The organism is Sphingobacterium sp., from assembly GCF_039596235.1.
Classification (GTDB): Bacteria; Bacteroidota; Bacteroidia; order Sphingobacteriales; family Sphingobacteriaceae; genus Sphingobacterium.
On the sequence record NZ_JBCNKE010000009.1, the window covers coordinates 246036 to 259697 of the forward strand.

Consider the following 13662-nt stretch of genomic DNA (forward strand, 5'->3'; position numbering starts at 1 on the left):
CATTTTAAAATTGTTTAACAGATAGTAGGTCCCATACCAATGGTTGGGAGGGAAACCGCTGTCACAAATTTTCATATATAATGACTACAGATCCAATTGCGGATTACCTTACACGAGTAAGGAATGCCATCAAGGCCAACCACAGGGTTGTTGAAATTCCTGCATCGAACCTTAAGAAAGAAATTACTAAAGTTCTTTTTGACAAAGGTTACATTGCTAATTACAAATTCGATGAGAATGGCGTACAGGGTACGATCAAAATCGCATTGAAATATAACCCAATTAGCAAAATTCCGGCTATTCGTACGTTGACACGTGTGAGTAAACCTGGTTTAAGAAAGTATGCAAGTGTTGAAACTATGCCTCGTGTTTTGAATGGTTTAGGTATCGCTATCTTGTCAACATCTAAGGGTGTAATGACAGACAAAGAAGCTAGACTTCAAAATGTTGGTGGTGAAGTTTTATGTTACGTTTATTAATCTAGGTAAAAACACAAAGAAATGTCAAGAATTGGAAAAGCGCCTATCGCTATCCCTGCAGGGGTAACTGTTACTATTTCAGACAAAAACTTAGTATCAGTAAAAGGTCCTAAAGGCGAATTAACACAACAAGTTGATCGTGACATCAATGTTGCTCAAGAAGAAGGTAACATCGTTGTAACACGTCCAACTGATCAAAAGAAACACAAAGCATTACACGGTCTATACCGTTCCCTGTTGGCTAACATGGTTCAAGGTGTGACTGAAGGTTACAAAACTACGCAAGAGTTAGTCGGTGTAGGTTACCGTGCGACAAGTACTGGTAACGTATTAGAGTTAACTTTAGGTTTCTCTCACCAGATTGTCTTTGTATTGCCAAAAGAGGTTAAAGTATCAACTACTGCTGAAAAAGGTAAAAACCCTACAATCACTTTAGAATGTGCTGACAAACAATTGATCGGTCAGGTAGCGGCTAAAATCCGTGGCTTCCGTAAACCAGAACCTTACAAAGGAAAAGGTATCAAGTTTGAAGGTGAAGTGTTGAGAAGAAAAGCAGGTAAATCAGCTAAAAAATAATAATCATGGCAGGACAAAAAGCATCTCGTAGAGAGAGAATCAAAAAAGGAATCAGAAAAAACCTTGCTGGAACGTCTGAACGTCCACGTTTATCGGTTTTTAGAAGTAACAAAGGTATCTATGCACAGATCATTGACGACAATGCAGGTAAAACATTAGTTGCTGCGTCTAGCTTGTCAAAAGAATTTGTTGCATCTGGTAACAAAGTTGAGCAGTCTAAAGCTGTAGGTAAATTGGTTGCTGAAAAAGCATTAGCAGCAGGTATTAATAAAGTAGTTTTTGACCGTAATGGGTACTTATACCATGGCCGTATCAAATCTTTGGCTGAAGGTGCTCGCGAAGGCGGTTTAGACTTTTAATCATAGAAAGAAATGGCATTAAGCAATATAAAAAGAGTAAAATCAAGCGAAATCGAATTAAAAGATCGCTTAGTAAGTATCCAACGTGTAGCGAAAGTTACTAAAGGTGGTCGTACTTTCAGCTTCTCTGCAATTGTTGTAGTAGGTGATGAAAACGGTATTGTTGGTTACGGTTTAGGTAAAGCTAAAGAGGTAACTGAGGCAATTACTAAAGGTATCGACGACGCAAAGAAAAATTTAGTGAAAGTTCCTGTAATCAAAGGGACTGTTCCTCACGAGCAATATGGTAAATATTCTGGTGGTTCAGTTTTGATTAAACCAGCTATCGCCGGTACGGGAGTTTTGGCAGGTGGTGCAATGCGTGCAGTATTGGAGTCTGCTGGTATCAAAGACGTATTGGCTAAATCATTAGGTTCTTCTAACCCACACAACGTGGTAAAAGCAACTGTAACTGCCTTAGCAAATATGCGCGATGCATATACAGTGGCACAACACCGCGGTGTCGATTTAAATAAAGTATTTAACGGTTAATTATCATGGCAAAAATCAAAATCACCCAGATAAAGAGCGTTATCGACAGAAGCGAGCGCCAAAAGAAAACTATTGAGGCTTTGGGTTTGAAAAGAATCAACCACTCAGTAGAAGTTGAAGCTACTCCAGCAATCATTGGAATGGTACGTAAAGTAAACCATTTAGTAGCTATCGAAACTATTTAATATTAGCTTATGGAAAGGGTCTTTGGGCTCTTTCCATTACTTGTATTTATAATAATTATTTTTTAATCGCTAGTACCTGTTTAGTGAGAGCGAAGGGCTAGCACAATTTAGTTTAAAAATGAACTTAAGTAATTTAAAACCTGCAAAAGGTGCAGTAAAAAGTAGCAAACGTATCGGTCGCGGTACTGGTTCTGGTCGTGGTGGAACTTCTACACGTGGTCACAAAGGGGCTGGTTCTCGTTCAGGTCACTCTACGAAAATTGGTTTCGAAGGTGGTCAGATGCCTTTGCAACGTCGTGTACCTAAATTTGGTTTCAAAAACATCAACCGTGTTGAGTACAATGGTGTCAACCTAGATACTTTGCAAGCGTTGATCGAGAAGCACAATTTGACAGCTGTAGATTTCGATGCATTGAAAGCTCATGGATTAGTGTCTAAAAATGACAAAGTAAAAATCTTGGGTCGCGGTGAATTGAAAGCTAAAGTTGAAGTAACAGCGCACGCGTTTACTGCTTCTGCTCAAAAAGCTATTGAAGCTGCAGGCGGTTCTATCGTTAAAATTTAATAAATGAAGAAACTAATCACAACCTTAACCAATATTTGGAAAATCGATGATTTACGTACGCGTATTCTAAATACCTTACTTTTTCTTTTGATTTACCGTATTGGATGTCACGTGGTATTACCAGGTGTAAATCCTCATGCTTTGGCTTCTGGTCAGAAAGAGGGTTTATTGGGCTTATTGGATATGTTTGCGGGGGGATCATTCTCCCGTTCGGCTATCTTTGCTTTAGGGGTAATGCCATATATTTCGGCATCCATTGTTGTTCAATTGTTGGGCATCGCGGTTCCTTACTTCCAAAAGATGCAGAAAGAAGGGGAAAGTGGTCGTCAAAAAATGAATCAGATTACTCGCTATTTAACATTAGGGATTACGCTGCTTCAGGCTTTTGCTTATGTACGTACTCAGATCGAGCCAAGTGCTAAGACAATTGCAGACCCATTGTTCACGATTCTGACTGCCATAGTTTTGACAGGCGGTACTTTATTTGTGATGTGGTTAGGGGAAAAAATTACTGATAAAGGTATCGGTAATGGTATTTCTTTGATCATCATGACCGGTATTATCGCTCAATTGCCAAGTGGTATCACTGCGGAATGGGTTTCTAGAATGGCGAAAGGTGGTGGTGGTCCAATTCCATTGTTGCTTGAATTTGTGGCTTTATTCTTCGTTGTGATCTTTACGATCTTGATCGTACAGGGAGTTCGTAAGATTCCTGTACAATATGCGAAGAAAATTGTCGGAAACAAGCAAGTCGGTGGAGTACGTCAGTATATACCGTTAAAGGTAAATGCTGCAGGTGTAATGCCGATCATTTTTGCACAGGCGATCATGTTTGTGCCAATGAGTTTAGGACAGTTCTTCCCAAATCTTCAGTCAGAATTTTTGACCTCGTTGAGTAACTATACTTCTGTAGCGTACAACGTGACTTTTGCGGTGCTAATTATCGCATTTACGTTCTTCTATACAGCGATTATGGTTAACCCCCAACAGATGTCAGATGACATGAAGAAAAACGGAGGTTTTGTTCCAGGTATTAAACCGGGATTGGAAACTAGTAATTTTATAGACCGCGTAATATCAAATATTACATTTCCAGGTGCAATTTTCTTAGCGATTATTGCTATTCTACCTGCTATTGCAAGTTTGTTTGGTATTAATAATCAATTTGCGCACTTCTATGGAGGTACGTCCTTATTGATTTTAGTAGGTGTGGTGTTGGATACTTTGCAACAGATCGAATCTCATTTATTGATGCGTCATTATGATGGATTGATGAAAACAGGTCGTATTAAAGGCCGTTCGGCCGCGTCTGTAGAGGGAATGGATCATTCGGCAATTTAATTTCTTTAGATGTCTAAAGTATTTTATAAGTCAGCAGATGATATAGAGCAATTGCGGAAGTCAGCAGATGTGCTTTCGCAATTGCTTGGTGAAATCGCAAAAGTGATTAAACCTGGGGTAAAAACTATATCTCTTGATAAATTAGCTTATGAGTATATTCATGATAACGGTGGAACGCCAGCGTTCTTAAACTATCATGGATTTCCATACTCTTTGTGTATCTCTGTCAACGATCAGATTGTACACGGTTTTCCAAGCGATTATGAAATTAAAGATGGTGATCTTGTTTCGGTCGATGGGGGTGTCAATTTAAATGGTTTTATCAGTGATTCAGCTTACACTTTCGGTGTTGGCGAGATTTCTGAGGAAGCGCAGTTGTTGTTGGATGTCACAAAGGAATCATTGTACAAAGGTGTTGAACAGGCTGTGGCCGGTAAACGTGTTGGGGATATCTCTTCTGCCGTTCAGGAATATGTAAGCAAGTTCGGTTTCGGAATTGTGCGCGAACTGGTGGGGCACGGAGTAGGATATCATTTACATGAAAAACCAGAGGTTCCAAATTATGGAAAGCGTGGTGCGGGCCCGAAATTGGAAGAAGGTTTGGTTATTTGTATCGAGCCGATGATCAATGCGGGACGTGCTGGTGTTCGTTTTTGGGATGATGGTTGGACAGTAAGTACAGTAGATGGGAAATTATCGGCGCACTTCGAACAAATGGTTGCTATCCGAAAAGGAGAACCAGATGTGTTGCTGACATTCGAACATGTAGAGAAAGTTTTGAGTAAAAAGTAGTTGGTTTTCAATTATTTTTATTTATCTTTGCACTCCTGTTCGCAGGCTTTTAAATTAAATTTAATCGAGAATATATGGCTAAACAAGCCTCAATAGAACAAGACGGTATAATTAGAGAGGCACTTTCTAATGCTATGTTTAGGGTAGAATTGGAAAATGGACATGAAATCATTGCCCATATTTCTGGTAAAATGCGTATGCACTATATCAAAATTTTACCTGGGGATAAAGTTAAATTGGAAATGTCTCCGTATGATTTGACTAAGGGAAGGATTACTTACCGCTATAAATAGTCGTAAGCCTTTTTACTTAGCGCAAGCTTTTGAAAAAATAAATATCATGAAAGTAAGAGCATCAATAAAAAAACGTAGCGCGGACTGTAAGATCATCCGTCGTAAAGGTAAAGTTTTTGTAATCAACAAAAAGAATCCTAAGTTTAAACAACGTCAGGGTTAATTCATTAAAAAAATAATAGCTTAATATTATATGGCAAGGATAGCAGGTATTGATTTACCTAAAAACAAAAGAGGTGTGATCGGCCTTACCTATATTTTTGGTATCGGTCGTACAAGAGCTCAATATATCTTGGAAAAAGCTGGTATCAGCGAAGATGTGAAGGTACAAGAGTGGAATGATGAACAATTGGCAGCAATTCGTAGCATCATCAACGATGAATTGAAAGTAGAAGGTGCATTGCGTTCAGAAATTCAATTGAACATCAAACGTTTAATGGATATCGGTTGTTACCGTGGATTGCGTCACCGTAAACATTTACCAGTTCGTGGTCAACGTACTAAAAACAACTCACGTACTCGTAAAGGTAAACGTAAGACAGTTGCAAACAAGAAAAAAGCTACTAAATAATAAATAAGAAATGGCTAAAACTAAAAAAGCTGCAAAAAAGCGTATCGTTGTTATTGAACCTGTAGGTCAGGCTCACATTAACGCAACGTTTAACAATATCATTGTAACTTTGACTAATAATCAAGGACAAACTATTTCTTGGTCTAGTGCTGGTAAAATGGGTTTCCGTGGTTCTAAAAAGAACACTCCATATGCTGCTGGTCAAGCTGCACAAGACTGTGGAAAAGTTGCTCATGACTTGGGTCTACGCAAAGTTGAAGTGTTTGTTAAAGGACCTGGTGCGGGTCGTGAATCTGCAATCAGAACATTACAAACTGTAGGAATCGATGTGACTACTATCAAAGACATCACTCCACTTCCTCACAACGGTTGCCGTCCTCCAAAACGCAGAAGAGTTTAATTAATTTAAAGATAAGATTCATCGGCTATAGGCTGATAGATACTTTAATTGTAAAAGAAAATGGCTAGATATACAGGACCTAAGTCCAAAATTGCCCGTAAATTTAGAGAGCCGATCTTCGGCCCAGATAAAGCGTTAGAAAAGAAAAATTACCCTCCTGGACAACATGGAGCTTCTAAACGCAGAGGTAAACAATCTGAATATGCTATTCAATTGTTAGAAAAACAAAAAGCAAAATACACTTACGGTGTATTGGAGCGTCAGTTCTCAAACTTATTTGTTAAAGCTGCCTCTAAACAAGGTATTACAGGTGAGATCTTCTTGAAATTATTGGAAGCTCGCTTAGATAACGTAGTTTACCGTTTAGGTATTGCTACTTCTCGTGCTGCTGCTCGTCAGTTAGTCTCTCATAAACACATTACTGTTAACGGAAGTGTTGTTAACATTCCATCATATAGCTTGCGTCCAGGTGACGTTGTAGCAGTTCGTGAACGTTCTCAAACACTTGAAGCCATCACAAATTCAGTTGCAGGTCGTACTGTAAATAAATTTTCTTGGTTAGAGTGGAATGCGAAAGAATTGACAGGTACTTTCTTAAGCTATCCAGAAAGAGCTGATATTCCTGAAAACATTAAAGAGAACTTAATCGTTGAGTTATACTCTAAATAATAAATAAAATAGAAATATGCATAGTCCAATTTTGGGTTATGCATCTTTCTATTGTATTACAATTATTATTACAAATAAAACATTAAAAGAAAATAAATGGCAATTTTAGCATTTCAAAGACCGGATAAAGTTATCATGCAGAAATCTACGGATTTTGATGGTACGTTTGAATTTCGTCCATTGGAGCCTGGTTTTGGTGTAACCATTGGTAATGCTTTGCGCCGTATTCTATTGTCCTCGTTAGAAGGATATGCAATTACGTCGATAAGGTTTTCTGGCGTTTCGCACGAATTTTCAACGATCAAAGGTGTTGTTGAAGACGTAACTGAAATTATCTTGAACTTGAAACAGATCCGTTTCAAAAAAACAGGTGAGATTGGCGACAACGAAAAGGTATTTGTAGTAATCAATGGTCAAGAACAATTCTTAGCTGGTGATATCACAAAATTCTCTAATAACTTTACTGTCTTAAATCCAGACTTAGTAATCTGTAACATGGATAACGCAGTGACAATTGAATTGGAATTGAGTATTGCTAAAGGTCGTGGATATGTAAATGCAGATGAGAATAAAGTGACTGACGCGCCAGTAGGTGTTATCGCTATCGATTCGATCTTTACTCCGATCAAGAATGTTAAATATACCATTGAGAATTACCGTGTAGAGCAAAAGACTGACTACGAGAAATTGTTGTTGGATATTTCTACAGATGGCTCAATTCACCCCGAAGAAGCTTTGAAGGAGGCTGCTAAGATCTTAATTCAACACTTTATCTTATTCTCGGATGAGAATATGCTTCTTGAGTCTCAAACAAAAGAAGAAACTAAAGTTGTCGATGAGGAGATCTTGCACATGCGTAAGATTCTGAAAACAGAATTAGTAGACCTTGACCTTTCAGTGCGTGCATTGAATTGTTTGAAAGCTGCTGATATTCGTACGTTAGCTGAGTTGGTAACTTACGACGTAGCGGATATGTTAAAATTCAGAAACTTCGGTAAAAAATCGTTAAGCGAAATCCAAGAATTGGTTAAATCGAAAGGTTTATCATTCGGAATGAATTTAGCGAAATATAAATTAGACGAAGAATAATAATTTATTAAGCGACCACTATATGTAATTCCTCTTGAAGCGAATTGCTGGATAACATGGGCTGTTGCCTTGGAAAAATCTGGCAGTTTATTTAAAGCAAGAACGGTATATATAGTATAATAAAATCAAAATGAGACACGGAAAAAAAGTAAATCACTTAGGCCGTACGGATAGCCATAGAAAAGCAATGTTGGCTAACATGGCAACATCATTAATCCTACACAAACGTATCACAACTACTTTGGCTAAAGCTAAAGCGTTGCGTACATACGTTGAGCCGTTGATTACTAAATCTAAAAACGACACAACACACTCTCGTCGTACAGTATTCGCTTATTTGAAAGATAAAGACGCAGTTTCTATCTTGTTCCGCGAAATTTCTGAAAAAGTAGCTAACCGTCCAGGTGGTTACACACGTATCATCAAAATGGAAAACCGTTTAGGTGATAACGCTGAAATGGCTTTCATCGAGTTAGTTGATTACAACGAAATCTACGGTAAAAAAGCTGCTGCTGCTGAGAAAAAAGCTACTCGTCGTCGTGGTGGTGCTAAAAAAGCTGCTGCTCCTGCCGAAACTGAAGCTCCTGCTGAAGTAAAAGCTGAAGTAGAAGGTGAAGAAAAAGTTGACGGAGAATAATATTGTTCCCGTTACCATAGAAAAAGTCCTCTTTTTAAGAGGACTTTTTTTATTTTATGACCATTCCTACCGTTATAACTGATATATTTGTAATGCTAAAATCTGATAGCTTTTTCTATTACAAGCTATTTCGTTTATCAATCTATAATTCATTAAGATGAAACCATTTGATGTTTATCCCATTAATCCTATTAACATAGTTAAAGCTAATGGATCTACGGTGTGGGATGCCGAAGGAAATGCTTATTTGGACTTGTATGGTGGCCATGCCGTGATATCGATCGGACACACGCATCCACATTATGTACAACGCATTACAGAGCAATTGAATCGTATCGGATTCTATTCTAATTCTGTTGAAATTCCTATTCAGCGTGAACTTGCACGATTGCTCGGCGAAGTATCTGGTAAGGTTGATTATGACTTATTTCTCTGTAATTCTGGTGCTGAAGCAAACGAAAATGCATTGAAGCTTGCTTCTTTCTATAATAAGAGAAAGAAAATCATCGCATTTTCTAAATCTTTTCATGGTAGAACCTCATTAGCGGTAGCTGCTACAGACAATCCCAGTATAGTTGCACCTGTTAATGAAACTGAGAACGTTGTTTTCCTTCCATTCAATGATGAAACGGCTTTAAAAGAAGCATTTGCTGCTTATGGTGAGGAAATCTCTTCCGTTATTATCGAAAGCATTCAAGGGGTAGGCGGTATCCGCGAAGCGTCCATCAGTTTTCTGCAGCTGATCCGTTCACTTTGTGACCAATATAATGCTGTATTTATTGCCGATGAGGTCCAATGTGGCTACGGGAGAACGGGGCTGTTTTATGCACAGGACTATTCCGGAGTGAATGCGGATATTTATACAATGGCCAAAGGGATGGGAAATGGTTTTCCTATTGGGGCAATCAGTATCTCTCCTAAGTTTAAAGCTTCACATGGTAGTTTGGGGACAACCTTTGGAGGCAATCACCTGGCCTGTGCCGCTGCGCTAGCTGTATTGGAGGTCATTCAACAAGATGGCCTGATGGAGAATGCACAGCTTGTAGGACAGTATCTCATTGACGAACTAAAGAAAATTGAAGAGATCGTCGAAGTAAGGGGGAGAGGGTTAATGATCGGAATAGAACTTCCAGCTTCCTTAGCGCATGTGAAAAAAGATCTTCTGTTGAAGAATCGTATTTTTACAGGTGAGGCAAAGCCGTATGTTATTCGATTGCTTCCAGCATTAAATATAACAAAAGAACATGCTGATCAATTTTTACTGGCATTAAAAGAACATATAAAAGCGGTTGCAATCGCTTAAGATAATAGATGAAATAATAACAATGATTGATCCCTGATATCATAGCGGATCAATCATTGTTATTCCAACAGCATACATGAACAAAGTGGGGAGCACAAAGCGTTGTGCCATCGGAAATACCCACATAAATGATTTATATAGATGAAAAAGTTTTTCTCTGTAAAGGACGTATCCAGTGTAGCAGACGTTGTCCAAGAGGCGTTAGCTTTAAAAGCAGCGCCATATGATAATCAAGATCTTGGTAAAAATAAGACCTTGGGTCTCGTATTTTTAAATCCTAGTCTGCGTACGCGTCTAAGTACCCAAAAAGCGGCAATGAACTTGGGTATGAATGTTATGGTCATGAATATGGACAAGGATGGCTGGGCCCTGGAAACGCAAGACGGTGTCGTGATGAATGGCAGTACTGTTGAACATATCCGCGAAGCAGCAGCAGTCATGGGAGAATATTGCGATATCCTTGGCTTACGATCCTTTCCAAAATTAAAAGACCGGGAGGAGGATTACAGCGAGGATCTATTTAATAAATTTATTCAATACTGTGGCGTACCTGTTGTCTCTTTAGAAAGTGCCACACGTCATCCATTACAGAGTTTGACGGATATCATTACCATCACCGAGCACAAGAAGACCGCAAAGCCGAAGGTAGTATTGGCCTGGGCTCCACACGTGAAAGCTTTGCCGCAGGCAGTACCGAATTCTTTTGCGGAATGGATGTGTAAGGCACAGGAAGAAGGGCTTGTGGAGTTTACGATTGCACAACCTATGGGTTATGAGCTCAGCAAGGATTTTACAAAGGGGGCGAGAATTTCAACGAACTTAAATGAAAGTCTAAAAGACGCTGATTTTGTTTATGTGAAGAACTGGTCATCCTATCAGGAATATGGCGAGGTGTACACCGTGGATGAAGATTGGATGTTGGATAATGAAAAGCTGTCTTTGACAAATGATGCAAAGGTTATGCATTGTTTGCCGGTAAGACGGGATCTGGAGTTGTCATCTGAGATTTTGGATGGACCAAACTCGTTGGTTATTAAAGAGGCCAGTAATCGTGTATGGGCGGCACAGGTTGTTTTAAAACGAATGCTGGAAGACCTGGTATAAGTCCAGTCTTTGGTTATTGAGAAACTATTTATTTGGGAAAAGTTGCGTAATGGCTAATAGTGTATTAAATATTATAAAAATTGGTGGAAATATTATCGATGATGAGGGTCTGTTAGATTCTTTTTTAGAGAAATTTTCCGCATTGTCCGGGAAGAAAATCCTCGTCCATGGCGGAGGTAAAATTGCAACACGTTTGGCAAGCGAACTTGGTGTACAAGCCCAAATGGTTGAAGGCCGTCGAGTGACGGACGAAGACATGCTACGTATAGTTACGATGGTATATGCTGGATTAACAAATAAAACCATCGTTGCCAAATTACAAAAATTAAAATGCGATGCTGTTGGCTTGTCGGGGGCAGATGGGGATGTGATCAAGGCTATAAAACGTCCCGTCAAAGATATTGACTATGGTTTTGTTGGAGATTTATTGCATGATTCGGTGAATACATTGGCGATAAAAAAGTTTTTAGAAGCAGGATTTGTTCCGGTATTCTCTGCCATTACACATAATGGTTTGGGACAGTTGCTCAATACCAATGCAGATACCATCGCATCTTCCTTGGCAGTCTCTCTGTCGTCATTATATGAAACTTCGTTGGTTTATTGCTTCGAGAAAAATGGTGTATTACGGGATGTAACGGATGAAAATTCAGTGATACCAACGATTAAATACGAGGAATTTGAATATCTTAAAGACTCTGGTGTCGTCAACGATGGTATGATACCAAAACTACAAAATGCATTTAATGCCATAAATAAAGGTGTTCAAGAGGTGTATATTGGTCATGCCAACAATTTACATTTGTTTCAACAAGGACAGTTTGGCACCTGTTTGACATTAAAATAATCATGTAATCTAATCTAAACCCCACTATGAAAAAGGTCACTATTATTGGAAGTGGCAATATCGGCCTCTCTTTGGCAAAAGGGCTTGTAAAAAGCGAATTTGCAAGTGCTGCCGATATTACATTGACCCGCAGAAATCTGAATGCTTTGGCTGAGGAGGCAAGCCAGGGTTTCACCGTAAGTAATGATAACAAAGCGGCTGTTAAAGGTGCTGATATCGTTGTTTTTGCGATATTACCACAGCAATTAAAAAAGGTACTGGTTGAGGTCGCTCCCGAAATAGACAAGAAAAATCAGATTTTTGTTTCTATCGTATCTGGTGTTTCCTGTGCTGACCTGAAAGCGGTGTTGGGTGATGATGCGACGGTCGTGCGTGCTATGCCAAATACCGCAATCGCTATCGCTCAATCGATGACCTGTATCGCAAGTGATCATGCATCAGATGGAAGTCTTGCTGAAGTAGAAAAGATGTTTGAGACTGTAGGATCAGTTGTCATTATCAATGAAGATCTGATGACTTCAGCAACAGCTTTGTGCGCTTGTGGAATAGCCTTTTTCCTGCGTGCTATCCGAGCGGCTTCACAAGGTGGGGTTGAAATAGGTTTCCATGCACATGACGCCTTAAAAATGGCTGTTCAGACTGCTAAAGGTGCTGCAGATTTATTGTTGCATACAAATGCGCATCCAGAAGGTGAGATTGATAAGGTAACATCGCCAAAGGGGTGTACCATTGCTGGATTGAACGAAATGGAACATAATGGTTTTAGTTCAGCTTTTATTAAAGGGATAAAATTGTCTGCCGATAAAGCAGGAGGATTGTATCATGAAGGATAAGGATAGCTTATTCAAAGATAGCTTGGCTTTATTGAAACAGTTGATCGCTCTTTCCTCTCTAAGCCGTGAGGAAAAACGAACAGCTGACCGGATTGAGGAATTTTTCAAAGAAAGGCTCGTCAAAACCTTTAGAAAGGGAAATAATGTATGGGTATATAATAAGCATTACGCGATAGATAAACCCACTATCCTGCTTAATTCGCACCATGATACGGTAAAAGCCAATCCGGGTTACACCCGTGATCCATTGGCTGCTACGGAAGAAGGGGGGAAGCTTTACGGCTTGGGTAGTAATGATGCTGGCGGATGTCTGGTCTCACTGATTGCAACCTTCTTATACTTTTATGAACGGGCGGACCTAAACTATAATTTTTGTCTGGTTGCAAGTGCCGAGGAAGAAATCTCGGGCAGAAACGGCATAGAATCGGTACTCGAGGATATCGGACCTATTGATTTTGCGATCGTTGGCGAGCCGACCCTGATGGATTTAGCTATTGCGGAAAAAGGTTTGATGGTATTGGACTGTAATGCGATCGGAATAGCAGGCCATGCTGCACGAGATGAGGGGGACAACGCAATTTATAACGCGATAAGTGATATTCAATGGTTCAAAGATTATGCTTTTGAAAAAACATCCGCGACTTTAGGTCCCATAAAAATGTCCGTGACAATGATTCAGTCGGGATCGCAGCACAACGTAGTACCTGCTAATTGCAGTTTTGTCGTTGATGTGCGCACAACAGATGCGTATACAAATGAGGAAACCCTAGCGATCATCAAATCTCATGTATCTTCAGAAGTTTCGGCTCGATCTACTCGTTTGAAATCTTCTTCTATTCCTGAAGAACATCCTATTGTCCAGGCAGGAATTACGCTTGGCCGTAAACTATATGGATCTCCGACAATGAGTGATCAAGCGCTTATTCCGGTTCCTTCGTTAAAACTGGGGCCAGGGGATAGTGCAAGATCGCATATGGCGGATGAATTTATCTATATTGATGAAATTAGGGAAGGAATTGATTTGTATATCGCTATGCTACAAAAGATCGTATAAAAAAAGCTTCCAACTGTTGGAAGCTTTTTTTATA

The 13662-nt window shown here is 39.4% G+C and carries 20 protein-coding genes; all 20 read left to right on the forward strand.

Translation table 11 applies throughout. The features are described 5' to 3' along the window. The first annotated feature begins 77 nt into the window (after positions 1-77). The 20 genes from rpsH (at position 78) to ABDW32_RS18605 (ending at position 13628) form a co-directional block, all read left to right on the forward strand. Positions 78-479, forward strand: coding sequence for a 30S ribosomal protein S8 (rpsH, locus tag ABDW32_RS18510; RefSeq protein WP_245971333.1), 402 nt, complete (start codon positions 78-80; stop codon positions 477-479). Positions 480-500: 21 nt separating this feature from the next. After that, a complete protein-coding gene (gene rplF, locus ABDW32_RS18515; RefSeq protein WP_077438116.1) occupies positions 501-1055 on the forward strand; it encodes a 50S ribosomal protein L6 in 555 nt (184 codons plus the stop codon). Between the two features lie 5 nt (positions 1056-1060). Next, positions 1061-1414, forward strand: a complete 354-nt coding sequence (gene rplR, locus ABDW32_RS18520; RefSeq protein WP_077438115.1) for a 50S ribosomal protein L18 — start codon at positions 1061-1063, stop codon at positions 1412-1414. A 12-nt stretch (positions 1415-1426) separates the two neighbouring features. Next, entirely contained in the window at positions 1427-1945 is a 519-nt protein-coding gene (gene rpsE / locus ABDW32_RS18525) for a 30S ribosomal protein S5 (protein WP_028071565.1), read from the forward strand. 5 nt (positions 1946-1950) lie between these two features. Continuing rightward, the gene (gene rpmD / locus ABDW32_RS18530; protein WP_045753985.1) at positions 1951-2130 is read left to right on the forward strand and encodes a 50S ribosomal protein L30; all 180 of its coding nucleotides are present in this window, start codon (positions 1951-1953) and stop codon (positions 2128-2130) included. Positions 2131-2248: 118 nt separating this feature from the next. Continuing rightward, positions 2249-2695, forward strand: coding sequence for a 50S ribosomal protein L15 (gene rplO / locus ABDW32_RS18535; protein WP_070570400.1), 447 nt, complete (start codon positions 2249-2251; stop codon positions 2693-2695). Between the two features lie 3 nt (positions 2696-2698). Further along, positions 2699-4036, forward strand: coding sequence for a preprotein translocase subunit SecY (secY, locus tag ABDW32_RS18540; protein ID WP_046674882.1), 1338 nt, complete (start codon positions 2699-2701; stop codon positions 4034-4036). Between the two features lie 9 nt (positions 4037-4045). Further along, positions 4046-4828 (forward strand): type I methionyl aminopeptidase, encoded by a 783-nt coding sequence (map, locus tag ABDW32_RS18545; RefSeq protein ID WP_077438114.1) that lies wholly within the window; start codon positions 4046-4048, stop codon positions 4826-4828. Positions 4829-4902: 74 nt separating this feature from the next. Continuing rightward, positions 4903-5121, forward strand: a complete 219-nt coding sequence (gene infA, locus ABDW32_RS18550) for a translation initiation factor IF-1 (RefSeq protein WP_002997456.1) — start codon at positions 4903-4905, stop codon at positions 5119-5121. 46 nt (positions 5122-5167) lie between these two features. Beyond that, entirely contained in the window at positions 5168-5284 is a 117-nt protein-coding gene (gene ykgO, locus ABDW32_RS18555; RefSeq protein WP_013665024.1) for a type B 50S ribosomal protein L36, read from the forward strand. Between the two features lie 30 nt (positions 5285-5314). Continuing rightward, on the forward strand, positions 5315-5692 hold the full coding sequence (rpsM, locus tag ABDW32_RS18560) for a 30S ribosomal protein S13 (RefSeq protein ID WP_077438113.1): 378 nt from the start codon (positions 5315-5317) through the stop codon (positions 5690-5692). A gap of 10 nt (positions 5693-5702) precedes the next feature. Next, a complete protein-coding gene (gene rpsK, locus ABDW32_RS18565; RefSeq protein ID WP_046674885.1) occupies positions 5703-6092 on the forward strand; it encodes a 30S ribosomal protein S11 in 390 nt (129 codons plus the stop codon). 60 nt (positions 6093-6152) lie between these two features. Further along, the gene (gene rpsD, locus ABDW32_RS18570; protein ID WP_077438112.1) at positions 6153-6761 is read left to right on the forward strand and encodes a 30S ribosomal protein S4; all 609 of its coding nucleotides are present in this window, start codon (positions 6153-6155) and stop codon (positions 6759-6761) included. A gap of 96 nt (positions 6762-6857) precedes the next feature. Further along, complete coding sequence (locus ABDW32_RS18575) at positions 6858-7850, forward strand: DNA-directed RNA polymerase subunit alpha (RefSeq protein WP_077438111.1); 993 nt, start codon at positions 6858-6860, stop codon at positions 7848-7850. A 130-nt stretch (positions 7851-7980) separates the two neighbouring features. Then, a complete protein-coding gene (rplQ, locus tag ABDW32_RS18580) occupies positions 7981-8487 on the forward strand; it encodes a 50S ribosomal protein L17 (protein WP_077438110.1) in 507 nt (168 codons plus the stop codon). A 157-nt stretch (positions 8488-8644) separates the two neighbouring features. Next, positions 8645-9790: an aminotransferase class III-fold pyridoxal phosphate-dependent enzyme gene (locus ABDW32_RS18585; RefSeq protein ID WP_343565071.1), complete on the forward strand. Its 1146-nt coding sequence runs from the start codon at positions 8645-8647 to the stop codon at positions 9788-9790. Between the two features lie 141 nt (positions 9791-9931). Further along, entirely contained in the window at positions 9932-10894 is a 963-nt protein-coding gene (locus ABDW32_RS18590; protein WP_343565073.1) for an acetylornithine carbamoyltransferase, read from the forward strand. A 49-nt stretch (positions 10895-10943) separates the two neighbouring features. Further along, positions 10944-11741 carry an acetylglutamate kinase gene (argB, locus tag ABDW32_RS18595; RefSeq protein WP_343565075.1) on the forward strand — a complete coding sequence of 266 codons (798 nt, stop codon included), beginning with the start codon at positions 10944-10946 and terminating at the stop codon, positions 11739-11741. A gap of 26 nt (positions 11742-11767) precedes the next feature. Further along, positions 11768-12574 carry a pyrroline-5-carboxylate reductase gene (proC, locus tag ABDW32_RS18600; protein WP_343565077.1) on the forward strand — a complete coding sequence of 269 codons (807 nt, stop codon included), beginning with the start codon at positions 11768-11770 and terminating at the stop codon, positions 12572-12574. Continuing rightward, positions 12564-13628 (forward strand): M20 family metallo-hydrolase, encoded by a 1065-nt coding sequence (locus tag ABDW32_RS18605; RefSeq protein WP_343565078.1) that lies wholly within the window; start codon positions 12564-12566, stop codon positions 13626-13628. The genes proC and ABDW32_RS18605 overlap by 11 nt, the downstream gene beginning before the upstream one ends. Positions 13629-13662: the final 34 nt, after the last annotated feature.

Bases quoted from the DNA above. Each gene is read 5' to 3' on its own strand.
- rplF (WP_077438116.1), top strand. From the start codon at position 501: ATGTCAAGAATTGGAAAAGCGCCTATCGCTATCCCTGCAGGGGTAACT.
- rplR (WP_077438115.1), top strand. From the start codon at position 1,061: ATGGCAGGACAAAAAGCATCTCGTAGAGAGAGAATCAAAAAAGGAATC.
- rpsE (WP_028071565.1), top strand. From the start codon at position 1,427: ATGGCATTAAGCAATATAAAAAGAGTAAAATCAAGCGAAATCGAATTA.
- rpmD (WP_045753985.1), top strand. From the start codon at position 1,951: ATGGCAAAAATCAAAATCACCCAGATAAAGAGCGTTATCGACAGAAGC.
- rplO (WP_070570400.1), top strand. From the start codon at position 2,249: ATGAACTTAAGTAATTTAAAACCTGCAAAAGGTGCAGTAAAAAGTAGC.
- secY (WP_046674882.1), top strand. From the start codon at position 2,699: ATGAAGAAACTAATCACAACCTTAACCAATATTTGGAAAATCGATGAT.
- map (WP_077438114.1), top strand. From the start codon at position 4,046: ATGTCTAAAGTATTTTATAAGTCAGCAGATGATATAGAGCAATTGCGG.
- infA (WP_002997456.1), top strand. From the start codon at position 4,903: ATGGCTAAACAAGCCTCAATAGAACAAGACGGTATAATTAGAGAGGCA.
- ykgO (WP_013665024.1), top strand. From the start codon at position 5,168: ATGAAAGTAAGAGCATCAATAAAAAAACGTAGCGCGGACTGTAAGATC.
- rpsM (WP_077438113.1), top strand. From the start codon at position 5,315: ATGGCAAGGATAGCAGGTATTGATTTACCTAAAAACAAAAGAGGTGTG.
- rpsK (WP_046674885.1), top strand. From the start codon at position 5,703: ATGGCTAAAACTAAAAAAGCTGCAAAAAAGCGTATCGTTGTTATTGAA.
- rpsD (WP_077438112.1), top strand. From the start codon at position 6,153: ATGGCTAGATATACAGGACCTAAGTCCAAAATTGCCCGTAAATTTAGA.
- ABDW32_RS18575 (WP_077438111.1), top strand. From the start codon at position 6,858: ATGGCAATTTTAGCATTTCAAAGACCGGATAAAGTTATCATGCAGAAA.
- rplQ (WP_077438110.1), top strand. From the start codon at position 7,981: ATGAGACACGGAAAAAAAGTAAATCACTTAGGCCGTACGGATAGCCAT.
- ABDW32_RS18585 (WP_343565071.1), top strand. From the start codon at position 8,645: ATGAAACCATTTGATGTTTATCCCATTAATCCTATTAACATAGTTAAA.
- ABDW32_RS18590 (WP_343565073.1), top strand. From the start codon at position 9,932: ATGAAAAAGTTTTTCTCTGTAAAGGACGTATCCAGTGTAGCAGACGTT.
- argB (WP_343565075.1), top strand. From the start codon at position 10,944: ATGGCTAATAGTGTATTAAATATTATAAAAATTGGTGGAAATATTATC.
- proC (WP_343565077.1), top strand. From the start codon at position 11,768: ATGAAAAAGGTCACTATTATTGGAAGTGGCAATATCGGCCTCTCTTTG.
- ABDW32_RS18605 (WP_343565078.1), top strand. From the start codon at position 12,564: ATGAAGGATAAGGATAGCTTATTCAAAGATAGCTTGGCTTTATTGAAA.